General features: G+C 67.7%; 24 protein-coding genes and 2 tRNA genes. 14 read left to right on the forward strand and 12 right to left on the reverse strand.

Features of this window, described 5'->3' with window-relative positions; all coding sequences use genetic code 11:
- Positions 1-80: 80 nt before the first annotated feature.
- The 9 genes from HR9077_RS11000 to HR9077_RS11040 all read left to right on the forward strand — a co-directional run bounded on the left by HR9077_RS11000 (position 81) and on the right by HR9077_RS11040 (position 7,266).
- Positions 81-1,805 carry a tetratricopeptide repeat protein gene (locus tag HR9077_RS11000; protein WP_136067046.1) on the forward strand — a complete coding sequence of 575 codons (1,725 nt, stop codon included), beginning with the start codon at positions 81-83 and terminating at the stop codon, positions 1,803-1,805.
- Between the two features lie 4 nt (positions 1,806-1,809).
- A complete protein-coding gene (lolB, locus tag HR9077_RS11005) occupies positions 1,810-2,424 on the forward strand; it encodes a lipoprotein insertase outer membrane protein LolB (protein ID WP_136067047.1) in 615 nt (204 codons plus the stop codon).
- Positions 2,417-3,268: a 4-(cytidine 5'-diphospho)-2-C-methyl-D-erythritol kinase gene (gene ispE, locus HR9077_RS11010; protein ID WP_136067048.1), complete on the forward strand. Its 852-nt coding sequence runs from the start codon at positions 2,417-2,419 to the stop codon at positions 3,266-3,268. Before lolB ends, ispE begins: the two co-directional genes overlap by 8 nt.
- Positions 3,269-3,366: 98 nt before the next feature.
- Positions 3,367-3,441, forward strand: a tRNA-Gln gene (locus HR9077_RS11015).
- 65 nt (positions 3,442-3,506) lie between these two features.
- Positions 3,507-4,448 carry a ribose-phosphate pyrophosphokinase gene (locus HR9077_RS11020; RefSeq protein ID WP_210725912.1) on the forward strand — a complete coding sequence of 314 codons (942 nt, stop codon included), beginning with the start codon at positions 3,507-3,509 and terminating at the stop codon, positions 4,446-4,448.
- Positions 4,449-4,564: 116 nt separating this feature from the next.
- The gene (locus HR9077_RS11025; protein ID WP_136067049.1) at positions 4,565-5,245 is read left to right on the forward strand and encodes a 50S ribosomal protein L25/general stress protein Ctc; all 681 of its coding nucleotides are present in this window, start codon (positions 4,565-4,567) and stop codon (positions 5,243-5,245) included.
- 39 nt (positions 5,246-5,284) lie between these two features.
- Positions 5,285-5,869, forward strand: coding sequence for an aminoacyl-tRNA hydrolase (gene pth / locus HR9077_RS11030; protein WP_136067050.1), 585 nt, complete (start codon positions 5,285-5,287; stop codon positions 5,867-5,869).
- A gap of 157 nt (positions 5,870-6,026) precedes the next feature.
- Positions 6,027-7,118 carry a redox-regulated ATPase YchF gene (gene ychF / locus HR9077_RS11035; protein WP_136067051.1) on the forward strand — a complete coding sequence of 364 codons (1,092 nt, stop codon included), beginning with the start codon at positions 6,027-6,029 and terminating at the stop codon, positions 7,116-7,118.
- 71 nt (positions 7,119-7,189) lie between these two features.
- Positions 7,190-7,266, forward strand: a tRNA-Met gene (locus HR9077_RS11040).
- 64 nt (positions 7,267-7,330) lie between these two features.
- Here HR9077_RS11040 and murB read toward each other — a convergent pair.
- From murB to HR9077_RS11085, 9 genes are all read right to left on the reverse strand, one after another.
- On the reverse strand, positions 7,331-8,347 hold the full coding sequence (gene murB / locus HR9077_RS11045) for a UDP-N-acetylmuramate dehydrogenase (protein WP_136067052.1): 1,017 nt from the start codon (positions 8,345-8,347) through the stop codon (positions 7,331-7,333).
- Positions 8,344-8,829 (reverse strand): low molecular weight protein-tyrosine-phosphatase, encoded by a 486-nt coding sequence (locus HR9077_RS11050; RefSeq protein ID WP_136067296.1) that lies wholly within the window; start codon positions 8,827-8,829, stop codon positions 8,344-8,346. Before HR9077_RS11050 ends, murB begins: the two co-directional genes overlap by 4 nt.
- Positions 8,830-8,874: 45 nt before the next feature.
- Positions 8,875-9,657: a 3-deoxy-manno-octulosonate cytidylyltransferase gene (gene kdsB, locus HR9077_RS11055; protein ID WP_136067053.1), complete on the reverse strand. Its 783-nt coding sequence runs from the start codon at positions 9,655-9,657 to the stop codon at positions 8,875-8,877.
- The gene (locus HR9077_RS11060; protein WP_136067054.1) at positions 9,654-9,890 is read right to left on the reverse strand and encodes a Trm112 family protein; all 237 of its coding nucleotides are present in this window, start codon (positions 9,888-9,890) and stop codon (positions 9,654-9,656) included. Before HR9077_RS11060 ends, kdsB begins: the two co-directional genes overlap by 4 nt.
- Entirely contained in the window at positions 9,883-10,896 is a 1,014-nt protein-coding gene (lpxK, locus tag HR9077_RS11065) for a tetraacyldisaccharide 4'-kinase (protein ID WP_136067055.1), read from the reverse strand. The genes HR9077_RS11060 and lpxK overlap by 8 nt, the downstream gene beginning before the upstream one ends.
- Positions 10,893-12,635, reverse strand: a complete 1,743-nt coding sequence (gene msbA / locus HR9077_RS11070; RefSeq protein ID WP_136067056.1) for a lipid A export permease/ATP-binding protein MsbA — start codon at positions 12,633-12,635, stop codon at positions 10,893-10,895. The genes lpxK and msbA overlap by 4 nt, the downstream gene beginning before the upstream one ends.
- Positions 12,632-13,063: an ExbD/TolR family protein gene (locus HR9077_RS11075; RefSeq protein ID WP_136067057.1), complete on the reverse strand. Its 432-nt coding sequence runs from the start codon at positions 13,061-13,063 to the stop codon at positions 12,632-12,634. The genes msbA and HR9077_RS11075 overlap by 4 nt, the downstream gene beginning before the upstream one ends.
- Positions 13,060-13,713: a MotA/TolQ/ExbB proton channel family protein gene (locus tag HR9077_RS11080; RefSeq protein WP_244613157.1), complete on the reverse strand. Its 654-nt coding sequence runs from the start codon at positions 13,711-13,713 to the stop codon at positions 13,060-13,062. Before HR9077_RS11080 ends, HR9077_RS11075 begins: the two co-directional genes overlap by 4 nt.
- Before the next feature lie 126 nt (positions 13,714-13,839).
- The gene (locus HR9077_RS11085; RefSeq protein ID WP_136067058.1) at positions 13,840-16,146 is read right to left on the reverse strand and encodes a DNA internalization-related competence protein ComEC/Rec2; all 2,307 of its coding nucleotides are present in this window, start codon (positions 16,144-16,146) and stop codon (positions 13,840-13,842) included.
- Positions 16,147-16,267: 121 nt separating this feature from the next.
- On the opposite strand from HR9077_RS11085, the gene HR9077_RS11090 reads away from it, so the two are divergent.
- A complete protein-coding gene (locus HR9077_RS11090) occupies positions 16,268-16,837 on the forward strand; it encodes a DUF2062 domain-containing protein (protein WP_136067059.1) in 570 nt (189 codons plus the stop codon).
- Here HR9077_RS11090 and HR9077_RS11095 read toward each other — a convergent pair.
- Positions 16,834-17,559 (reverse strand): ABC transporter ATP-binding protein, encoded by a 726-nt coding sequence (locus HR9077_RS11095; protein WP_168380933.1) that lies wholly within the window; start codon positions 17,557-17,559, stop codon positions 16,834-16,836. The genes HR9077_RS11090 and HR9077_RS11095 overlap by 4 nt on opposite strands.
- Complete coding sequence (locus HR9077_RS11100; protein ID WP_136067060.1) at positions 17,552-18,793, reverse strand: lipoprotein-releasing ABC transporter permease subunit; 1,242 nt, start codon at positions 18,791-18,793, stop codon at positions 17,552-17,554. Before HR9077_RS11100 ends, HR9077_RS11095 begins: the two co-directional genes overlap by 8 nt.
- Positions 18,794-18,985: 192 nt before the next feature.
- Between HR9077_RS11100 and HR9077_RS11105 the strand changes: the two genes are divergently transcribed.
- From HR9077_RS11105 to HR9077_RS11120, 4 genes are all read left to right on the forward strand, one after another.
- The gene (locus tag HR9077_RS11105; RefSeq protein WP_136067061.1) at positions 18,986-20,053 is read left to right on the forward strand and encodes an agmatine deiminase family protein; all 1,068 of its coding nucleotides are present in this window, start codon (positions 18,986-18,988) and stop codon (positions 20,051-20,053) included.
- Between the two features lies 1 nt (position 20,054).
- Complete coding sequence (locus tag HR9077_RS11110) at positions 20,055-20,954, forward strand: carbon-nitrogen hydrolase (protein WP_136067062.1); 900 nt, start codon at positions 20,055-20,057, stop codon at positions 20,952-20,954.
- 202 nt (positions 20,955-21,156) lie between these two features.
- Complete coding sequence (gene trhO, locus HR9077_RS11115) at positions 21,157-22,092, forward strand: oxygen-dependent tRNA uridine(34) hydroxylase TrhO (protein ID WP_136067063.1); 936 nt, start codon at positions 21,157-21,159, stop codon at positions 22,090-22,092.
- Between the two features lie 124 nt (positions 22,093-22,216).
- Positions 22,217-23,083 carry a DNA replication terminus site-binding protein gene (locus HR9077_RS11120; protein ID WP_136067064.1) on the forward strand — a complete coding sequence of 289 codons (867 nt, stop codon included), beginning with the start codon at positions 22,217-22,219 and terminating at the stop codon, positions 23,081-23,083.
- A 2-nt stretch (positions 23,084-23,085) separates the two neighbouring features.
- On the opposite strand, the gene HR9077_RS11125 is transcribed toward HR9077_RS11120, so the two are convergent.
- Positions 23,086-23,370, reverse strand: a complete 285-nt coding sequence (locus HR9077_RS11125; protein WP_136067065.1) for a YrhK family protein — start codon at positions 23,368-23,370, stop codon at positions 23,086-23,088.
- Positions 23,371-23,394: the final 24 nt, after the last annotated feature.

Here is a 23,394-nt window from a genome sequence, read left to right on the forward strand (position 1 = left end):
GAATCGGTATGCTGACGACACGCCCCCGCCCCGCTGCAGGGATGTCACGGGATGACTACCGGCTCTGGAATGAGGAAAGCATGCGCGCACGCTTGCTTGTGACTGTTCTGGCATCGGCCCTGGTGGCCGGCTGCCAGGGGCTGGCCGACCGACCGCCGCGACCGACCGACCCGCTGGCCTCGGCTCCGCCGGTGCAGAAAGGCCTGGACGCCCGGAGCCTGGCCACGCTGCTGACCGCCGAGATCGCCGGCCAGCGCGGTGATTTCGCACGCGCCGCCGACGGCTACCTGGAAACCGCGCAGCGCTACGACTCGCCGGCACTGGCGGAGCGCGCCACCCTGGCCGCACGCTACACCGACGACCCGCAGTTGCAAGCCCGGGCCGCCGAACTCTGGCGGCACCTGGCGCCGCAGACCGAAGCGCCCGCCCGCCTGCTGGCCAACCTGGCGCTGGAGCGCGGCGACTGGCTGGCCAGCCTGGAACAGCGCCTGGCGCTGGCCGAGCGGGGCGACCAGGGCGACCTGACCGGTTTCGCCGAAGCCGCCATCGAGCGCGGGGTCGATCTTGCGCCGCTGGTCGAGCGCCTGCGCCGCCATGTGCAAACGCACGACGCACGTGCCGACGCGGTACTCGCCACCGCCCTGCTGGAGGCCGCCAGCGGCGAGACCACGCGTGCCGATGCACGCCTCGCCCGGCTCGCCGAAAGCCATCCGGCACTGCCCGGAGTGTGGCTCACCCGGGCGCGCATCGCCCTGCAGGAGGGCCGCGATGCCGATGCCCGCGACGCCGCGCTGCGCGGCCTCGAGAGCGCCGAGGACGACAGCCGCTTCATTCTGCTGCTGGCCCGCGCGCAGCTGCGCCTCGGCCAGGTGGAAAAGGCCGAGACGCGCATCGACGCCCTGCTGGCACGCCATTCCGACTCGGTCGAGCTGCGCCTGGCGCTGGCTCAGCTGTATCTCGAGGAAGCGCACCCGGCACCGGCCCGGCGCCTGCTGCTGCCACTGATCGACAGCCAGCCGACGCCACCGCCGGCCTTCATCATGCTCGGCAGCATCGCCGAGCAGGCCGGCGAGATCGACAATGCACTGCTCTATTACCGCCAGGTGCCCACCGGCGAGGGGTTCATCGAGGCCCGTCAGCGCGCCGCATCCATGCTCGCCGACAACGACCGGCTGGCCGACGCGCAGACCTTCCTGCGCATCGAGCGCCTGCGCCATCCCGAGGCCTACGCCGAGCTGATCGGCCTGGAGACCGACCTGCTCCAGGCGCGGGGCCGGATCGACGAGGCCCGACAACTGCTCGACCGGGCCGTGGCCCGACACCCCGACGACACCCAGTTGCGCTTCACCCGCAGCATGTTCCGCTATCGACAAGGCAACCTGGCGGGCATGGAGCGCGACCTCCGCCACGTCATCGAACTCGAGCCGCACAATGCCACGGCACTCAATGCGCTGGGCTACACGCTGGCCGACGAGACAGCGCGTCTCGACGAGGCGCGCGAGCTGATCGAACGCGCCCATCGGCTGGAGCCCGAGTCTCCGGCGATCATCGACAGCCTGGGCTGGGTCTACCACAAGCTGGGCGACGACCAGCGGGCCCTGCCCTACCTGCGCGAGGCCTATCGTCAGCAGCCGGACCAGGAAATCGCCGCTCACCTGGCCGAAGTGCTGTGGCAACTCGAACGCCGCGATGAAGCGCGGGCGCTGATCGCCGACGCGCTCGAGCGCTACCCCGAGCGCCCGCTGATCGACGCGCTGCTCGAACGCATCCCCGAACTCGCCCCCACGACTACCAACATGGAGTAACGCCATGCGACGGCTTGCCGCGATCACGCTAGGCCTGGCGCTGCTGGCCGGCTGCGCCAGTCAGGCGCCCTCTCCCGACTCGCCCCGCGAAAAGGGTGACTGGGCCGACCAGAAGCCGCGTCTCGAGGCACTGGATAGCTGGCGTCTGGCCGGCAAGCTGGGCCTGCGCACACCGAACGACGCGCAGAGCGCCAATCTCGACTGGACGCAACGCAGCGGGCATTACCGCATGCTGATCAGCGGCCCGTTCGGCGCCGGGCGCAGCGTGCTCGAAGGCGGCCCTGACGGCGTTGTGCTGACCACCGGCGAAGGTCGCTTCGAAGCCGACACTCCCGAGCAACTGATGGAACAGCAGCTGGGCTGGTCGCTACCGATCTCGGCGCTCGACAACTGGGTGCGCGGACTGCCCTCGCCGATCGTCGAGTATCAGCTGACCCGCGACGCGCTGAATTTTCCCCAGCGCCTGCGCCAGGCCGGCTGGGTGATCGATTATCGCGACTGGACCCGGGCCGACGGCTTGTGGCTGCCGCGTCGGATGGTGATGAGCTTCGCCGACTGGCGGGCCACGCTGGTCGTCAACGAATGGCATCCGGACACTCCGGAAGGCGGCAATGAGTGAGCTGAGCCTGCCGGCGCCGGCCAAGCTCAACCGGATGCTGCACGTCACCGGACGCCGCGCCGACGGCTATCACGAGCTGCAGACACTGTTCCAGTTCCTCGATCACGGCGACACCCTCGACCTGCGGCGGCGCGAGGATGGCCGGATCACGCTGACACCGGGACTGCCGGGCGTCGAGCATGACGCCAACCTGATCGTGCGGGCGGCAGGCCTGCTGCAGGAGAGCAGCGGCTGTCGCCTCGGCGCCGACATCGCCCTCACCAAGCGCCTGCCGATGGGCGGTGGACTGGGCGGGGGCAGCTCCGACGCCGCGACCGCGCTGCTCGGCCTGGCGCGCCTCTGGGAACTGCCCGTGTCGCTCGATGCGCTCGCCAGCCTGGGTCTGCGCCTGGGCGCCGACGTGCCGGTGTTCATCCGCGGTCGCGCCGCCTGGGCCGAAGGCATCGGCGAGCGCCTGACGCCGGTCGAGCTCGACACGCCCTGGTTCGTGGTCATCCACCCCGGCATCGAGGTCGCCACCCCCGCGGTATTCGGCGCGTCGCAATTGACACGCGAGACCCCCCCGATTAGTATGGCGCGCGCACTGCAGGAGGGGCCGCACGCCTGGCGCAACGATTGCCAGTCGACCGTGCGCCGGCTCTATCCGGCCGTGGGCGAGGCGCTCGACTGGCTGTCCGGCTTCGCGCCGAGCCTTTTGACCGGAACCGGCGCCTGTGTCTTCTGCCGATTGACGCACAGTGACGAGGCAGATAGCATACTTGCCCGTGTTGGCGACGGCTGGCATGCCTTCAAGGCACGCGGGCGCAACATATCTCCCCTCCATCAGGCGCTGGGCCTGCATTGAGCGGATTTTCGGTCAAGGCTTCATGATCGAAAGGTCCGTGATCAAGGCGGTCGAAGCCGGCGACGCACCGCGCCGCGGCTAGCGAAGGGCACGGTTACTGGGGTATAGCCAAGTGGTAAGGCAGCGGCTTCTGGTGCCGCCATTCCCAGGTTCGAATCCTGGTACCCCAGCCATTTTCCCTGCGCGCGACTGCACAACCCGCTCCAGAGATCCCCGAAGACTCCAAAGGTGGCTGCGCGTGTCTAAATTGATGGTTTTCGCCGGGAATGCCAATCCCGAACTCGCCCGCAAGGTTGCCGAGGCGCTCGACAACCGGCTGGGGCATGCCACGGTCGGCCAGTTCAGCGATGGCGAAATCGCGGTCGAGATCAACGAGAACGTTCGCGGCAAGGACGTCTTCATACTGCAGTCCACCTGCGCCCCGACCAACGACAATCTGATGGAACTGATCTTCATGGTGGATGCCCTGCGGCGCGCATCCGCCGCGCGGATCACCGCCGTGGTGCCCTACTTCGGCTATGCCCGCCAGGACCGTCGTGTACGCTCGGCGCGTGTGCCGATCTCGGCCAAGGTGGTCGCCGATGTGCTGGTCAAGGCCGGTGTCGACCGGGTAATGACCATGGATCTGCACGCCGATCAGATTCAGGGCTTCTTCGACGTGCCCGTCGACAACGTCTACGGGTCGCCGATCCTGCTCGACGACATCGAACGCCAGAACTACGACGACCTGGTCGTCGTCTCGCCGGATGTCGGTGGCGTGGTGCGCGCGCGCGCCATCGCCAAGCAGCTCAACGCCGACCTGGCGATCATCGACAAGCGTCGCCCGCAGGCCAACCACGCCCAGGTGATGCATATCATCGGCGAGATCGAGGATCGCACCTGCGTGGTGGTCGACGACATGGTCGACACCGCCGGCACCCTGTGCAAGGCCGCCGAGGCGCTCAAGGATCACGGCGCGCGCCGCGTCGTCGCCTATGCCACGCACCCGATCCTGTCCGGTCCGGCCGTCGACAACATCAGCGGATCGGTGCTTGACGAACTCGTCGTGGCCGATACCATTCCGCTGTCCGAAACCGCACGCCGCAGCGGCAAGATCCGCCAGCTGTCGGTCGCCGGACTGATCGCCGAGGCGATCCGCCGGGTCAGCAACGAAGAATCCGTAAGCGCGATGTTCCACTGAACGTCGCGTTGAGGCACCTGCCTCGGATACGTGCGCCGCGAGGCGCTACCGGAAACGCCATCGTCTGGTCGCGGGCGGTGGCGATTTCCTTATTTTAAACCCGCGAGGTTACATCAATGTCCGACTATCAACTCACCGCCAACGTTCGTCACGACCTGGGGAAAGGTGCGAGCCGCCGCCTGCGTCGTGAGAACCAGCAGGTCGCTGCCATCATCTATGGCGGCGAAAAGGCACCGCAGCCGATCACCATCGACAAGCCGGCCTTCTACAAGGCGATCGAGGAAGAGGCATTCTTTTCCTCGATCATCAACATCGATGTCGATGGCACCAAGGAGCAGGTCGTCGTGCGTGACCTGCAGCGCCACCCCTTCAAGGCGCTGATCACCCACGCCGACTTCCTGCGTGTCGACGCCTCGCATGCCATGACCATGCACGTGCCGCTGCACGTCATCGGCGAGGAAAACTGCCTGGGCATCAAGGAGCAGGACGGCGTGCTGCATGTGCTGGCCACCGACGTGACCATCAGCTGCCTGCCCAAGGACCTGCCGGAATACCTGGAAGTCGACGTCAGCAAGCTGGAACTCGGCGACACCCTGCACCTGTCGGATCTCCAGCTGCCGGCCGGCGTGACGCTGGTCGAGCTGTCCCACGGTGAAGAGCACGACGCCGGGGTGGTCAGCATCACTCGCCCGACCCGCGGCACCACCGAGGAGGGCGACGAAGAAGAAGCCGCCACCGAGGTCGAGCAGCGCGCCGCCGAGGAAGCGGGCAAGGACGAGGAAGGCAAGTCCGAGTAATCGGCACCTGCCCGCGAAGGCAACCGGCAAGGCACCCGCATGAGCCACGTCAAAGCGATCATCGGCCTGGGCAACCCGGGCACGAACTACGCCGAAACTCGGCACAATGCGGGGGCCTGGCTGGTCGAGGCCCTGGCGCGCGACAGCCACACGCCGCTGCGCGTGGAGAAGAAGTTCCTCGGCGAATACGCCAAGGTCCACTTCGCCGGTCGCGATCTGCATCTGCTCAATCCGACCACCTTCATGAATCGCAGCGGCGCGGCCGTCGCCGCGCTTTGCCAGTTCTTCAAGCTCACCCCCGACGAGCTTCTCGTCGTCCATGACGAGCTGGATATCGATCCCGGCACCGCTCGCTACAAGACCGGCGGCGGTCACGGCGGTCACAACGGGCTGCGCGACACCATCAGCGCGCTGGGCAACAGCAACGCCTTCCATCGCCTGCGCATCGGCATCGGCCATCCCGGCGACGCCAAGCAGGTCACCAACTATGTACTGGGTCGGCCCGGCAAGGCCGAGCGCCAGGCCATCGACGCCGCGCTCGACGAGTGCCTTCATACCCTGCCCGACGCCCTCGACGGCAACTGGGCAAAGGCCATGAATCGCCTGCACAGCTTTTCCGCCTAAGGCGGAAAAGGTAGTTGTCAGCTTGAAGCTATAGGCCGTAAGCCATCCCAACCGTCCGAGCGAGTTTTCTTACGGCTTAAAGCTTATGGCTTACCGCTCATACCGAGTAGAATACCGACCGATCACACTCCTCGAACTCCCTTTCCAGGAAGACTCCATGGGTTTCAATTGCGGCATCGTCGGCCTGCCCAACGTCGGCAAATCCACGCTCTTCAATGCACTGACCAAGTCGGGTATCGACGCCGAGAACTTCCCGTTCTGCACCATCGAGCCGAACACCGGCATCGTGCCGATGCCCGACCCCCGCCTCGATAAACTGGCCGAGATCGTCAAACCCGAGAAGGTCATTCCGACCACCATGGAGTTCGTCGATATCGCCGGGCTGGTCGCCGGCGCCTCCAAGGGCGAAGGCCTCGGCAACCAGTTCCTCGCCAACATTCGCGAGACCGAGGCGATCGCCCACGTGGTGCGCTGCTTCGACAATGACAACGTCATCCACGTCGCCAACCAGGTCGACCCACGCGCCGATATCGAGATCATCAACATGGAACTCGCGCTGGCCGACCTGGACACCGTCGAGCGCGCCAGTCAGCGCCTGGCTCGGGTGGTCAAGGGCGGCGACAAGGACGCCATCGCCACCAAGGCGGTGCTCGACCGCATCCAGCCGCATCTCGCCGAGGGCCAGCCGCTGAGAAGCTTCGGCCTCTCCGACGAGGACAAGCGCCAGGTCAAGAGCTTCGGCTTTCTGACCCTCAAGCCGACCATGTACATCGCCAACGTCAACGAGGATGGCTTCGAGGCCAACCCCTACCTCGAGGTGGTCCGCGAGATCGCCGCCGAGGAAGGCGCCGTGGTGGTGCCGGTGTGCAACCAGCTCGAGGCCGAGATCGCCGAGCTCGACGACGAGGAGCGCAGCATGTTCCTCGACGAGATGGGCATGAGCGAACCCGGCCTCGACCGGGTGATCCGCGCCGGCTACAACCTGCTCGGCCTGCAGACCTATTTCACCGCCGGGGTCAAGGAAGTGCGCGCCTGGACGGTCAAGGTCGGCGCCACCGCACCGGAGGCCGCCGGCGTGATCCATACCGACTTCCAGAAGGGCTTCATTCGCGCCGAGGTGGTCGGCTACGACGACTTCGTCGCGCTGGGCGGCGAAGCCGGCGCCAAGGATGCCGGCAAATGGCGCCTCGAGGGCAAGGAGTACGTGGTCAAGGACGGCGACGTGGTGCATTTCCGCTTCAACGTTTGAACGCAGGCTTTGCTTTCGCGGATAACATTGACACCTCAAGGTGTTACGGGTAATATTCGCCCCCGTTGAAGGGCTACGTAGCTCAGCTGGTTAGAGCACATCACTCATAATGATGGGGTCCCCTGTTCGAATCAGGGCGTAGCCACCAGATACGCAAAAACGCCTCGCCGGTTCGCCGGCGAGGCGTTTTTTCGTTGGCGGCGCGATCGCTGTTACGGCAACGCCCTGCCCAGCAGGCGCGGTTCGCGCTCCAGCGTCACCCCGAAGCGCTCGGCGACCGTGTCGGCGACGCGGCGCGCCAGCGCCAGCAACTCCTCGGCACTGGCGCCGCCGTGGTGGACCAGCACCAGCGCCTGGCGATCATGGACGCCGACCCGCCCCTCTCTCAGCCCCTTGAGCCCGCACTGGTCGATCAACCAGCCCGCGGCCAGCTTGACGCTCCCGTCGGCGAGCGGAAAGTGCGGCATCCCCGGATATTCGGCCAGCAACCGCCGAGCACGCTCGGCCGCGACCACCGGATTCTTGAAGAAACTGCCGGCATTGCCGAGCACTGCGGGGTCGGGCAGCTTCTCCCGGCGCACCCGGCTGACCGCGGCGACCACCTCGCTGGCGCTGGGCGTCGGGCCCAGCCGTGCCGCCAGGTCGCCGTAGCCGAGCCGTGGCGCCGGCCGGGTGGACAGGCGCAGCACCAGGCGGGTAATCAGCACCCGGCCGTGCAGTGCATGCTTGAAGACGCTGTCGCGATAGGCGAAGGCGCACTCCTCGCGGCTCAATACCGTCTCGCGCCCATCGTCCAGATACAGCAGGTGCACACTTTCCAGCAGATCGGCGAGCTCGACGCCATAGGCGCCGATATTCTGGATCGGCGCGGCACCGACACGCCCCGGGATCAACGCCAGGTTCTCGGTGCCCCACAGCTCGCGCGCCGCCAGGGCCTCGACCAGGCTGTGCCAGTTCATCCCGGCTTCGACGTGCACCCGCACCGTATCGGCGTCGAGCGGCTCCAGCCACCAGTCGGCGAAGTCGGCCTGCACCACCAGCCCGGGCAGCCAGGGCCGCAGGATCAGGTTGCTGCCGCCGCCCAGCACGCTGACCGGCCAACCGTGGCGACGCGCCTCGGCGAGCACCTGGCGCGCCTCGGCGAGGCTTTCGAGCGCGGCGAAGCGCTCGGCGCGGCACGCCAGCCCCAGGGTATTGGCGGCGCCGAGTTCGGCGTCATGACGGATCATCGCACCGCCGGCTCGTCGCGCAGCTTTTCCTGCAGTTCGGCGACCAGACCCTCGCTGGCGGCCTCGATCAGTTCGAAGACTCTGGCGAAGCCCTCGCCACCGCCGAAATAGGGATCCGGCACCGCCTCGTCGGGGCGCCCGGCGAAGGCCAGAAACAGCCCGACGTGCGCGGGACAGTCGACAGGACGCTGCGCCTCGATGGCCTCGAGGTTGTCATGGTCCATCGCCAGGATGTAATCGAAACGCCGGAAGTCCGCGGCATCGAGAACCCGCGCCCGCAGCGCGCCGATATCGATGCCACGCTGGCCTGCCGCCTCGAGCGCACGGCGATCCGGCCCCTTGCCGACATGCCAGTGGCCGATCCCGCAGGAGTCGACCTCGACCTGCGCATCCAGGCCGGCGTCGGCAAGCCGTGCGCGCAGCACGCCTTCGGCGGTGGGAGAACGGCAGATATTGCCGAGACAGACGAACAGTACGCGCATCATGGCTCGAAGCCTCTCGGTACATTGCGAAGGAATCAAAGACGACTAGCGGGAAAAGTACTCGCGGACGCGCGCGAGATCCTCGGCGCTGTCGACGCCCGCCGGGTGGGCCTGGCGCGCCAGACCGACCTGGATATGCCGGCCATGGTGCAGGGCGCGCAACTGCTCGAGCTGCTCCAGTTGCTCCAGCGGGCTCGGCAGCCAGTCGACGTAATCGGCCAGAAAGCCGGCGCGGTAGGCGTACAATCCGATGTGACGCAGCCAGGCATCGGTCGCCAGGGCATCGGGCCGCGCGGCGAACTGCTCGCGGTCCCAGGGGATCGGCGCCCGCGAGAAGTACAGCGCCCGGCCGTGGATGTCACGCACCACCTTGACCACGTTGGGATTGAACAGCGTCTCGATGTCGCTGATCGGCTCGGCCAGCGTGGCGATCGAGGCCTCGGCGTCGTCGCCCAGCCTTACCGCCACCTGGGCGATGGCCGAGGGCGGCAGCAACGGCTCGTCGCCCTGCACATTGACCACGATCGTCGCGTCGGAAAGCCCCAGCGTCGCGGCGACCTCGGCGAGCCGGTCGGTCCCCGAGGGGTGGTCGTCGCGGGTCATCAGCGCCTCGCCGCCGGCCGCTTCCACCGCCCCGCGGATACGCGCATCGTCGGTGGCCACCACGACCCGTGCCGCACCGCTGGCGATCGCCTGCTGCCAGACGCGTACCACCATCGGCTGACCGGCGATGTCGAGCAACGGCTTGCCCGGCAAGCGACTGGAGCCGTAGCGAGCCGGGATCACCACCACGAAATGCTCGGCGGCTTCGTTCACGGTCTGGCTCACGGCCCGACTCCCGGAGTTTCCCCCGGTTGCTGGTCGCCGGGCCCGACGCTCTTGTGAAGCTTCTCGTCGACATCCATGACACGCGCCTCTTCCTGGAGCATCACCGGGATATCGTCGCGGATCGGGTACGCCAGGCCATCGAAATGGCACTTGAGCTCGCCGCGCTCGCGGTCGTACTTGAGCTTGCCCTGGCAAAGCGGACAGACCAGCATGGCCAGCAGTTCCTTATCCATGAGTTACCTCGCAGGTCGCGGGTTGTAGGTGGTCGAGCCGTTCACGCAGCCAGGCGACGAAGGTCGGATCCGGCCGGGCCTCGACGTCCAGCGCCCAGCAGCGCTCGTTGGCGAACCGCCGACACTTGACGGCATCCTTGGCGGTCATGACCACCGGACGATTGTCGGCAAAGCGCAGATCGCCGGCAGTGTAGCGATGGTGGTCGGGCAATGGATGAGCGTCGTGTTCGACGCCCAGTGCCTCGAGGGTGGCGAAGAAGCGCGGCGGATGGCCGATCCCCGCCAGCGCATGCACACGGCCGGCGAACGGCACCTGCTCGACCGGATAGCAGACCCCGTCGGTGAGATGACGCCAGCGCGCCGGGGCCAGCGTCATGCCGTAACCCTCGACCGGCAGGGCCGCCGTCGGAGCGCCGTTGATCACCATCGCATCGACCGTCTGCAGTCGCTGCAACGGCTCGCGCAACGGCCCCGCCGGCAGGCAACGGCCATTGCCGAAGCCGCGCGCGCCATCGACCACCACCAGTTCGATGTCGCGGCCCAGCGCCAGATGCTGCAGGCCGTCGTCGGCGATCACGATGTCGCAACCGGCGGCGATCAGCTTGCGGGCGCCGCGCGGGCGATCGGGGTCGACCACCACCGGCAGGCCCGTCTGCTGGGCGAGCATCAACGGCTCGTCACCGCTCTGTGCGGCGTCGCTGTCGACGTTGACGTACAGCGGATAGCGCGGCGCATCGCCGCCATAGCCCCGCGAGACGATGCCCGGCTGCCAGCCCTGTTCGGCCAGCCAGCGCGCCAGCCAGGCGACCAACGGCGACTTGCCGGTGCCACCCAGGGTCAGGTTGCCGACCACGATCACCGGCACCGGCGAGCGCCACTGGGTCTTGCGCCCCGTGGCATAGGCCCGCCGACGGGCGCCGACCGCCTGCCCATAGAGCCACGCCAGCGGCCGCAGCGCCTGCAGCCAGGCGGCATCGCGGTACCAGGCCTCGCTCAGCCGGCTCATGCCGCCGTCTCCTGAAACTGTAGCCGATACAGAGCCGCGTAGGCACCATCGCGCTCGAGCAATTCGCCATGACTGCCATTCTCGACGATCTGCCCCTGCTCCATCACCAGGATGCGATCGGCGCGCTCGATGGTCGACAGGCGGTGGGCGATGACGAAGGTCGTGCGTCCACGACAGACCTCTTCCAGCGCGCGCTGGATATAGCGCTCGGATTCGGTGTCCAGCGCCGAGGTCGCCTCGTCGAGCACCAGCAGCGGCGCGTCCTTGAAGATCGCCCGGGCGATCGCCAGACGCTGTCGCTGGCCGCCGGAGAGCATCACCCCGTTGTCGCCGACCACGGTGTCGTAGCCCTGCGGCAGGCGGGCGATGAACTCGTCGGCATAGGCCGCGCGCGCCGCTGCCTCGACCGCCTCGCGGTCGGCATCGGGCACGCCGTAGGCGATGTTGTCGGCGACCGTGGCGTTGAACAGCGTCACCTGCTGCGAGACCAGCGCGATCTGGCGGCGCAGCGGCGACAGCCGGTAGTCGTCGACGGCCACGTCGTCGATCGTCACGCGCCCCCGGGTCGGCCGGTAGAAGCGCGGCAACAGATTGACCAGCGTCGACTTGCCGCTACCCGAACGGCCGACGATGGCAATCATCTCGCCGGCCTCGACGCGCAGATCGATCCCCTTGAGCACCTCGGGCTGATCCTCGCCGTAGGCGAAATGCACGTCCTCGAAAGCGACCCGCCCGGCGATCCGGTCGGGCTCGCGCTGCCCCTCGTCGGTCTCGGTCGGCTCCTCGAGCAGACGAAACAGCTCACTGGCCGCCGCCAGGCCCTTCTGGATCACCGAGTTGATCTCGGTGAGTTGCTTGATCGGCTTGGCCATCAGGGCGGCGGCGGTGATGAAGGCGACGAACTCGCCGGGGGTCATGCTGGCCATCAGGTCGGGAGCCATCGCCAGCCACACCAGACCGGCCAGCGCCAGCGCCACCAACAGCTGGATGATCGGCGTGCTGGTGGCCTTGGTCAACGCCTCCTTGAGGCTCTGATCGCGGTTGTAGGCGCTGGCGGCGGCGAACCGGCGCTTCTCGTAGTCCTCTGCACCGTGGGTGCGCATTACCTTGTAGCCGGTCAACGCCTCGGAGGCGACGTGAGTCACATCGCCCATCGAGTGCTGGATGCGCCGTGAAATGAGCCGGAAGCGTTTGCTGGCATAACGCACCACCAGGCCGATCAGCGGCGTCACGGTGAGAAACAGCAGGGTCAGCAGCCAGTTGGTCCACAGCAGGTAGCCCACCAGACCGATCACGAACAGGCCTTCGCGGAGGATGATGGTGATCGCGTTGGTCGCCGCGCCGGTGACCTGTTCGACGTGATAGGTGACCCGCGAGATCAGGTGCCCGCTCGAGTGCGAATCGAAGAAGCGCCCGGGCAGGTGAAGCATGTGGTTGAAGACCCCGCAACGCAGCGAGTGCACCACGTTGCGCGCCACGTTGCTCATGTAGAAGGTCCCGAGGAAGGTCCCCACCCCGCGCAGCGCGAACATGCCGACCACGAACAGCGGCAGGAACAGCCGAAAATCGGCATCGGGGTGCTGGATGCCGTCGATCAGGCGTTTCATCATCTCGGCCAGCGCGGTGCTCGAGGCGGCGTAGATCGCATAACCCACGACCGCCGTGGCAAAGTACTTCCAGTACGGTCGCACATAGCCGAGCAGGCGCCGATAGAGGGTCCAACTGGTTGCTTGGGTCACGGCGTCTCCGCTTGATTGAGAAGTTCTGACGGCGCGCGGGTGGCGATGCGCACCCGCTGGATACCCAGCGCGGCCGCCTGGTCGAGCGCCCCGACCACTGCCGCATGGCTGGCCTGACCGTCGGCTTCGATCACCAGGCCCTGCTCGCGGGCCACCGCGGCATGGCCGGCCAACGTCCGGCGTAGCGCCTCGGTGGCGTCGAAGGTCTGGCCATCCAGCCGATAGGCACCGTCGCGGGTCACCACCACGGTCACCGGCGAGGCGTCGGCAGGCGTGCCGCTTTCGCTGGTGGGCAGCGTCAATTCCAGTGCCTCGCGGGTCTCGAAGGTGGTCGAGACCATGAAGAAAATCAACAGCAGGAATACCACATCGATCAGCGGGGTCAGGTTGACCTCCGCCGGCTCGCGGTGACGGCGGGCGAACTTCATGCACGGGCACCCTGCGGGTCGCGCCGCTCGGCCAGGGTCAGCTCGCTGCCGTGGTGGGCGAGAAACTCGACCACCTGCCCTGCCTGCTCTTCCATGCGCACCGTGATGTCCTCGACACGGCGCTGGAAGTAGCGGTGAAACATCAAGGCCGGAATCGCCACGGTCAGCCCCGCGGCGGTGGTCACCAGCGCCTGGGAGATGCCGCCGGCGAGTTCGGCGGTCTGCTCGGCGCCCTCGGCGGAAACGATCACCGCGAACACCTGGATCATGCCCACCACCGTGCCCAGCAGGCCGATCAACGGGGTGATCGAGGCGATCGTGCCCAGCGGGCTGAGGAAGCGCTCCATGTCGTGGATCACCGCGGTCGCTGCTTCCTGCAGCCGGGCGCGCACCTGATCCTGGCCCAACCGGGCATTGCGCAGCCCCGCCGCGAGTATGCCGCCGAGCGGCGAGTGGCTCTCCAACCAGTAGAGGTTGACCTGGCCCTGCTGGATCAGTTCGCAGACTTCCTGGCCGAGGCGTGGTGGAGCGATCCGCGAAACACGCAGGCTCCACAACCGCTCGAGGATGATCAGCGTCGCCAGCAGCGAGCAGCCCACGATGGGGAGCATCAACAAGCCGCCGGCCAATAAAGCGTCGTACATGTTCATTCAGCCCCTCTCCCCGTCAGCCGGTCTATCCGGGCTCAGCACGTTTACCCAACCCACTCTTGTCCAGAAAGCGTTCTCGAGGGTCTTTCGATACGGACCGAGATCAGACGGGGCCGAACGCTACCCCTACTCGACGACATCCCGGTGCGGCGATTCTACCGTATGGCAGCGCCCTCCGACACCGCCGCCCCAGCCCGACGGTTCGCGTTCGACAGCCACGGATTGCGCCGGATGGCCGCCCAGCCGGAAGGTCACGGCGCCGTCGATGGCGGTGTTCCACAGGCAGCTGCCGGCCGCCCGGAAGCGCCTCACCACACTCGCCGCCGGGTGTCCGTGCGGGTTGTCGCGTCCCGCGCTGAATACCACATGCCGGGGCCGGCTGGCCGCGACCCAGCTCGGTGACGAGCTGCTGCGACTGCCGTGGTGCCCCGCCACCAGCACGCTGACCGGGCCCGCCAGGTCATCGGCAATGCGCCGCTCGACCCCGGCCCCGGCATCGCCACTGACCAGCAGACGCTGGTCGCCGGCCTCGACCAGCAGCACGCAGGAGCGGTCGTTGGTCGTTCGCCCGGCCAGGTCGACCCCATCGGGCGGCCAGAGGAAGCGGAACTCGACCCCATCCCAACGCCAGTGGCTGCCCGCCCGACAGGGCCGGACGTCCACCCCCGGCGCCACGCTGACCGGAGCATACCAGCGCGCGACATGATGCAGCTCGCGCAACGCCGGCACGCCCCCCGAGTGATCGCGGTCACCGTGGCTGACGATGACCGCGTCGAAGGACTGGCCCGGCGGCCAGAGCGTGGTCAGCGGCATGAATCCCGAGCGGAAGCGTGGCCCGGTGTCGTACAGCAGACGGTGGTGGGCCGTGCGCAGCGACAGCAACTGGCCCTGGCCGACATCCTGGACACGCACCCGCAGCGTGCCGGTTGCAATGCCCGGCGGTGCCAGCGTCGTTCCCAGCAGCAACAGCGCCACGCTGCCGGCCCAGCGCGGCGTGCGCGCCACGCCGGGCAGCGCCCACAATGCCGCCAGCAGAGCCAGCCCCAGGGCCCACGGCCAGGCTTGCCAGGACGGCGGTTGCCACATCGGCATCACGCTCTCGCACCAGACCAGCAGTGCCTGCAGCGCGTGGGCCAGCAGCGCGAACAGCTGCCAGATCCCCTCGGCCAGGGGCGGCGCCCAGGCCAGCAGCCAGCCGGCCAACCCCAGCGGCACCAGCACGCTGCCCACCAGCGGCACGACCAGCAGATTGACCAGCGGTGCCGCCGGCGCCAGCCGATCGAAGGCCAGCAACACCGCCGCCGCCATCAGCGGTGCCAGCAGGCACTGGCTGCGCAGCAGCGCCCGCAGCCAGCCGTACCCACCGCGCGGCCGGGGGCGCCCCTGCCAGATCAGGATAAGCAGGCCCACGGCGACGAACGACAGCCACAGCCCGGGGCGCCACAGCGCCAAGGGATCGAACAGCACGATGACTCCCAGGGCCAGCCACCAGCCCTGCCAGGGGCCGGGCGCATGCCGTCCGCTGGCCACCCAGAGGCCCACCAGGGCCATGATCATTGCCCGTAGCGCGGGCGGCTCGAGTCCCGCCAACCCGGCATAGCCGACCGCCGCCGCAGCGGCGCACCACCAGGGCCCTGTCGCCAGCCGCCAGCGGCGCGGCGTGAGCAGCCGCGCCAGGCCGCGCGACACCCACAATACCAGCGATGCCACCAGGCCGACGTGCAGGCCCGAGATGACCATGACGTGCGTCGTGCCGGTGGCATTGAGCAGCTCCCAGTCGGCGCTGTCGAGACGCCCGGCCGCGCCCAGCGTCAGGGCCGCCAGCCAGCGCCGCGCCAGGGGGTCCTCGACGTGCCGGTCGAGATAGTCGAGCGCCACCTGACGCAGGCCCGGTTCGCCGATGGCCAGGCGTTGCGGCGACGGCGCATCGCGGACGTAGCCGGTGGCGTCGATACCCTCGCGCCACAGCCAGGCGCCGTAATCGAATGTGTCCGGATTGGCGAAGCCGGCCGGCGGTCGCAAGCGCAGCGTCAGCCGCCAGCGATCGTCCACCGCCAGCGCCGGCGGGTCGTACCAGCTGACTCGCACCCGGTCGAGCGCCGCGCAGCTCGGCCGCGCGGCATCCAACGGACGGCAGCCCTCGATGGCCAGCCTCAGGCGCGTCAGGCGGCCCTCCTCGCTGAGCGAGAGGATCCGGACACGGGTCGCCAGGTCCGCGCGCGACAACCCCTGCGGCAGTTGCGCGCCACGTGCCAGCAGCACCTGACCGGCGCTCAGGGCCAGTACCCCTATCAGCAGCGCCAGGCGATAGCGGCGCATGGCCAGGGCCGCCAGCAAAGCCAGCGCCAGGCCGGCGACGAGACCGGGCTGCGCCAGCGTGCCGAGCGTGCCGCCGAGCACGGCGGCGATGGCTAGTGACGGCGCCAGGCCCATGGGCGGCGGGTGGACGGGAAGAAGGCGGAATCTGTGCGTGGGACCTCCCGAAGCGATCGAGCATGGCGGGACGCTGACCAACTATGGATAATAGCCGGGAACCGAGCCAGCGAGCGAGACCATGCCGCGCCGCCTGCTACAGCGCTACATGCCCCACCCGGACGTTCTGAAGCGCAACCGCTCGCTGCGCTTCATGAGCGGCCTGACCGGTAATGCCACGCTCTGGGTGCTGACCCGCCGTTCGGTGGGCAATGCCTTCATGGTCGGGCTGTTCTGCGCCCTGCTGCCGATCCCCTTCCAGATGGTCGCCGCGGCGCTGGGCGCCTGGCTGCTGCGCTGCAACCTGCCGCTCTCGGTGGGCCTGGTCTGGCTGACCAACCCGTTGACCATGCCGCTCATCTTCTATGCCAACTATCGCCTCGGCGCCTGGCTGATGAACACCCCCGCGCGGCATGTCCCCGAGCAGATCAACCTCCACTGGATCGCCGCCAAGATGGCCGACATCCTGCCCCCGCTGATGCTCGGCTCGCTGGTTGCGGCGGTGGTGGTCGGTCTTCTCAGCAATCTGGTCATCCGCTTGATATGGCGCTGGCACGTGGCGCGCAGTTGGAAGCGTCGCGCCCGGCGGCGGCAGGCCACCCACCGGACCCAGCCGCGCGACGCCGGCGCGCGCCCCGACGAGTCGAGCTAGCCGGCCGGCTGCAGGCGCCCGCCGTCGAGATGCAGCACGCGATCCTGATGAGCCGCCAGCCCGGTGTCGTGGGTCACCACGACGAAGGCGCAAGCGGCGGTCGCGGCGAGCTCGTCCATCAGCGCGAGGATACTCGAGGCGGTGGTCTTGTCGAGATTGCCGGTGGGCTCGTCCATCAGCATCACGCTGGGGTCGGTTATCAGCGCCCGGGCGATCGCCACCCGCTGGCGCTCCCCGCCGGAGAGTTCACCGGGCTTGTGGTCGGCGCGGGGCGCCATGCCCACCTTGTCGAGTATCTCGCCGGCCCGCGCCTCGGCGGCCTTGCGCTTGAGGCCACGGATGATCAAGGCCAGGGCGACGTTCTCGCGGGCGGTGAACTCGGCCAGAAGATGGTGGAACTGGTAGACGAAACCGATATGCCGGTTGCGGAAGCGCCCCAGTTCGGCGTCGTCGAGCCCGGCCAGATCCTGGCCGGCGATATGTACCGTACCGCCGCTCGGCTGGTCGAGCCCGCCGAGCAGATTGAGCAGCGTGGTCTTGCCCGACCCGGAACTGCCCACCACCGCCACCCGCTCGCCGGCGCGCACTTCGAGCTCGAGCCCGTCGAGCACGGTGACGTCCTGCGGCCCTTCGCGGTACGTGCGGGACAGTCCCTGGCATTCGAGCATGACCTGGCGGGTATCCGCCTCGTCGGAAACTGAAAAGCGAGATGCGTCATTCATAGCGCAATACCTCCGCCGGCTGGACACGCGCCGCCCGCCAGGCGGGATACAGGGTTGACAGAAAGCTCAGGCCGAAGGCCGCCGCGACGATGATGCCCACGTCGCTCCACTGCAGTTGCGAGGGCAGATAGCTGATGAAGTAGACGTTGGGATCGAGGAACTGGATCCCCGTCAGCGCTTCGAACCCGGCGATTATGTCCGACACCGACAGCGCCAGCACGATGCCCAGGATCACGCCGATGACGATGCCGATCAGGCCGATCGTCATCCCCTGGACGATGAAGATCCCCATGATCGTCCGCGGGGTCGCGCCGATGGTCCGCAGGATGGCGATGTCGGCGTGCTTGTCGGTGACCACCATGACCAGTGTCGAGACGATGTTGAACGCCGCCACCGCGACGATCACCATCAGCAGCAGACCGATCATGCGCTTCTCCATCTGGATCGCCTGGAACAGGTTGCCGTGGGTATAGGTCCAGTCGATGCCGCGGTAGCCGTAACCCAGCTCCTGGACGATATCGCGGGTCAGCTCGCTGGCCAGGAACAGGTCGTCGAGCTTGAGGCGCAGCCCCCCCACGTTGTCGCCCATTCGCGCCAGGGTCTGCATGTCCTGGATATTGGCGTAGGCCAGCCGCGCGTCGATGTCCGCGCCGACCTTGAAGATGCCGCTGACCGTGAAGCGCTTGAGCCGCGGGAAGACCCCCCCGGGCGTGATCGACGCCTCGGGCACCAGCAGGGTGACCTGGTCGCCGACACCCACGCCCAGATTGCGCGCCAGCAGGTCACCGAGCACGATATTCCAGTCGCCGGGCGTCAGATCGTCCAGGCTGCCCTGTGGCATGTGCTGGGCGATGATCGACACGCGCTTCTCGTAGTCGGGGTCGACCCCCCAGACCAGGCCGCCCTCGTTGCGCCCGCCGACCGAGAACATGCCCTGCTGCTCGATGTAGGGCGCCGCGGCGAGCACATGCTCACGCTGGGTCAGGCGTTCGGCCAGCGGCTTCCAGTCGCTCATGCCCTGGGGTTGCTCGATGCGCGTATGCGGCACCATGCCGAGCACCCGGGTACGCAGTTCGTGGTCGAAGCCGTTCATCACCGACAGCACCAGGATGAGAACCGCCACGCCCAGCATCAGGCCCAGCATCGAGGTCATCGAGATGAATGATATGAAATGGTTGCGTCGTTTGGCGCGCACGTAGCGCAGCCCGATCAGAAAGGGGAGGCGATCCAGCATCAACATTGGTTCCTTGTCGGCAGGCGACCCATGGTACGGTTTTTTTCGCGACGACGCATCGCCGGGCCGGCCGACCCGGGACAACGCTTCGTCCGCCGCATTCGATAAGGCTTGCATCACCCACGGCGACGACTAAAATGCCGCCGCCCGGCTTGCGGCTCGCCCGGTACGATAGCCACCCATGGAGACCCCATGACTCAGCGTCTGTTCCCCGAATGGCACACTCAGGATGCCATTCTGCTTACCTGGCCCGGCGCGCGCAGCGACTGGGCGCCGATTCTGCCGCGCATCGAGGCGACGCTGGAAGCCATGGTCGTGGCGATCGCCCGCCATCAGCGCGTGCTGATCAGCGTCGCCGACGAAGCCACCCGTCAACGCCTGCTGACGACCTTCCGCCACCTGGGGGTGGATACCGATCGCTTGCTGTTCGCCCTGGCCCCCAGTGACGACAGCTGGGCGCGCGATCATGGCCCGATAGCCATCGAACGCGACGGTTTCCCGGTGCTGCTCGACTATCGTTTCACCGGCTGGGGCGGCAAGTTCCCGGCACAGCGCGACAATGCGCTGACGTCACGGCTTCAGGCCGCCGGCATCTTCGCCGCGCCCGTCGAGAAGCGCGACCTGGTGCTGGAGGGCGGCGCCATCGACACCGACGGTGCGGGCACGCTGCTGACCACCGAGGCCTGCCTGCTCAACCCCAATCGCAACCCCGGGCTCGATCGCCGGGACGTCGAGACCCGACTGCGCGACGAGCTGGGCATCGAGCGGGTGCTGTGGCTGCGCCATGGCCATCTCGAGGGCGACGACACCGACAGCCATGTCGATACCATGGCGCGCTTCTGCGATCCGCAGACCATCGCCTATGTACGCTGCGACGAACCGGCCGACCCGCATTATGCCGAACTGCGCGCCATGGAAGAGGAACTCGAGGCGCTGCGCCGGGCCGACGGCGAGCCCTACCGGCTGATCCCCCTGCCCTGGCCCAGCCCCTGCTTCGACCCCGAAGACGGCCACCGCCTGCCGGCGACCTACGCCAATTTCCTGATCATCAATGGCGCAGTACTGGTGCCTGTCTACGCCGACCCCGCCGATGCCCGGGCGCTGGCGGCGCTCGCCGAGGCCTTCCCCGAGCGCGCACTGATGCCCATCGATTGCCGCAGTGTGATCCGCCAGCACGGCAGTCTACACTGCCTGACCATGCAACTTCCGCGAGGCAGCCTGGCCGGGACCGGGCCCTCCCATGACGACGAGGAGCGTTGAGATGGAAAAGACCCTCAAGGTGGGCCTGGTCCAGCAGCAGGCCTGGCCGGACAAGGCGCGCAGCCTGGAGGCCAGCGAAGCGGGCATCCGCGAACTCGCCGAGCGTGGCGCCGAGCTGGTGCTGCTGCAGGAGCTCCATGCCACCCATTACTTCTGTCAGAGCGAGGACGCCGAGCTGTTCGACCTCGCCGAGCCGCTCGACGGCCCCACCGCCACCCAGCTGGCGGAACTCGCCCGCGAACTCGACATCGTGCTGGTCGGCTCGCTGTTCGAGCGCCGCGCCGCGGGGGTCTATCACAACACCGCCGTGGTCATGGATCGGCATCACGGACGCGTCGGCTTCTATCGCAAGATGCACATTCCCGACGATCCCGGCTTCTACGAGAAGTTCTATTTCACGCCGGGCGACGCCGACGCCGCGCAGGGCTTCGAGCCGATCGACACCTCGGTCGGCCGGCTCGGCGTGCTGGTGTGCTGGGACCAGTGGTACCCCGAGGCCGCCCGCCTGATGGCGCTGGCCGGCGCCGAACTGCTGCTCTACCCCACCGCGATCGGCTGGCATCCGCCCGACGACCTGCCCGAGAAGGGCCGCCAGAAGGACGCCTGGACGCTGGTTCAGCGCGCCCATGGCGTGGCCAACGGCCTGCCGGTGCTGGTCGCCAACCGGGTCGGCGACGAGCCCGACCACAGCGGCGTCACCGAGGGCATCCACTTCTGGGGCGGCAGCTTCATCTGCGGGCCGCAGGGAGAGCTGCTCGCCCATGCCGGCGAAGAGCCGGAAAACCTGCTGGTCGAACTCGACATGAGCCGCAGCGAGCATGTCCGTCGCATGTGGCCCTACCTGCGCGATCGCCGGATCGACGCCTATGGCGATCTGACCCGCCGCTACCGCGATCGTTGACCTGCGTTTATGAAGCGCGACTGAGCGCCAGGGACAGGCCTCGGCACCACTTGCAATGCGCTAACCGCGAAAGCCCCGCAGCGGCGCCCCGTCGCACTGCATGCCGCGGCGGTTTGACGTAGAATGGCGCCCGGCCGCCTCGACGGCGGCCGAAACCATCATCCGGACCGTCCTTTACGCGGACGACCCACTGGAGAGCGACATGAGTCAATCCATCGTCGTGGCGGCGCTTTACAAGTTCGTTGCGTTGCCCGATTACCAGGCCCTGCGCGAGCCGCTGCTCGACGTCATGAAGCGCAACGACGTCAAGGGCACCCTGCTGATCGCCGAAGAAGGCATCAACGGCACCGTATCCGGACCCCGTGGCGGGATCGACGCCCTGCTCGACTGGCTCAAGCGCGACGCGCGCTTCAATGACATCGAGCACAAGGAATCGTACTGCGACGACCATCCCTTCTACCGCACCAAGGTCAAGCTCAAGCGCGAGATCGTCACCCTCGGCGTGCCTCAGGTCGATCCCAATCGCAAGGTCGGCACCTACGTCGAGCCCGAGGAGTGGAACGCGCTGATCAGCGACCCCGAGGTACTGGTCCTCGATACCCGCAACGACTACGAGGTCGAGATCGGCTCCTTCGAGGGCGCGATCAATCCCCGGACCCGCTCTTTCCGCGAATTCCCCGAGTACGTCAAGGCCCACTACGACCCCGCCCGGCACAAGAAGGTGGCGATGTTCTGTACCGGCGGCATTCGTTGCGAGAAGGCCTCGAGCTACATGCTCGACCAGGGCTTCGAGTCGGTCTATCACCTCAAGGGGGGTATCCTGAGCTACCTGGAGCAGGTTCCCGAACGGCAATCGCTGTGGCGGGGCGATTGCTTCGTTTTCGACAACCGGGTCACCGTGCGCCACGACCTCAGCGAGGGCGAGTTCGACCAGTGCCACGCCTGCCGCCGGCCGATTTCCGAGCAGGATCGCGCCTCACAGAAATACCAGCCGGGGGTCAGTTGCCCGCATTGCTGGGACACCCTGTCCGAGAAGACCCGCGCGCGCGCCGCCGAGCGTCAGAAACAGATAGACCTGGCCAAGGCACGGCGCAGGCCGCATCCGATCGGTCGCGACCCGCGGGCCGACCAAGCCTGACCAGCCGTGGCGATAGTGCTCCGGGCACGGAGCACTATCGTCTTTTGTAGTCAGCAAGCGCGTGACAATAGCAATACCAGCTTCTAATATCTCGAAAGATAACGGTATAAAGAGAGATCGCCAGATGGAATTGCAATACCGCCTGCTCGCCGAACTCGAAGCCGCCTTCGACCGGATGATCGAGTGCGTCGAGGCCTTGGTCGACATCTACGACCGGGCACCCCGCCAGGCCTGGGCCCTGGAGGAGCCGCACCCCGGCAGCGACTGGCTGCGCCGGGCACTGTTCGACTTCTGGTATCAGGATGGCCAGGATGGCCGCACCACGCGCAGCTATGTCGCCCTCATCGCGGCCGACGAGGCCCTGCTCGAGGCAGTGGCGAGCGTCAACCACGCCAAGGCCGAGTTTGCCGCGCTGCTCGCCCAGATCCGTCAGCAGGCGGCGGCCCTGGTGCCGGAAATCAAGGCGGTCTTGCCGTTTCGCCACCCGGCGCTGCACGACCACCTGCGCGGCCAGGGCCTGGCCCGTCTGCACCTCAAGCAGTGCTGGCGGCACATTCCGGTGGCCGATGCGCCGCTGTCGCGGGTGAGGCTGGCCTGGTATACCAGCGGGCGTTCGATCAAGCGCCTCACGGTGCGCGAGGCCGAGCAGAAGCTGCTGGCACTCGACAGCGAGGCCGCCCATGTGCGCATCCAGCTCAGGCATCTGGCCGGCATTCCCGACGGCGAGCCCCTGGCCCAGGTACAGCGTCAGGCGCCGGTGATGCGCGCCAACCTGTTCTTCGCCGAGCCGCTGGTCGATGGGCGCGAGCGGCGCGCCATGAATCTGCCCTTGCCGCTGTTCATCCCGGCGCCCGATGGCCGCCTCCCCCACCACAACGACCCCCTGCCGCGCCCGCCGCAGGGGCGCACCCGGGCACGGCGCAGCGATGAGCGGCTCGAGAACGACGTCTTCCTGCCCAGCCTGCGCGTCTACCGCTACCGCAGCCCGTAGCCTCAGGCGTCGTGGTCGGTATCGGGCAGATGCCTGAAGCGCACGTAGCGATGCAGGCGGATCACCGGCCGTACCAATAGCTGGGCACTGCCGATGACGAACAGCCAGATGCCCAGCGTCTTGATACCGCCCTCGAAGAAGAAGCACACGCTCCCCAGGGTGAACCACAAGCCGAGCATGAAGTCGTTGACGATGCTGAGGACTTCATAGCGCTGGTGGATGACCAGCTCTTCGTGACCGACGGTGAAGATCCAGTCACTGCTGCCGGTGCGGCGCTCCTTGCGCATGACGAGACTCCTGTCCGATGATCG

Source organism: Modicisalibacter radicis (assembly GCF_900961225.1).
Classification (GTDB): domain Bacteria; phylum Pseudomonadota; class Gammaproteobacteria; order Pseudomonadales; family Halomonadaceae; genus Modicisalibacter.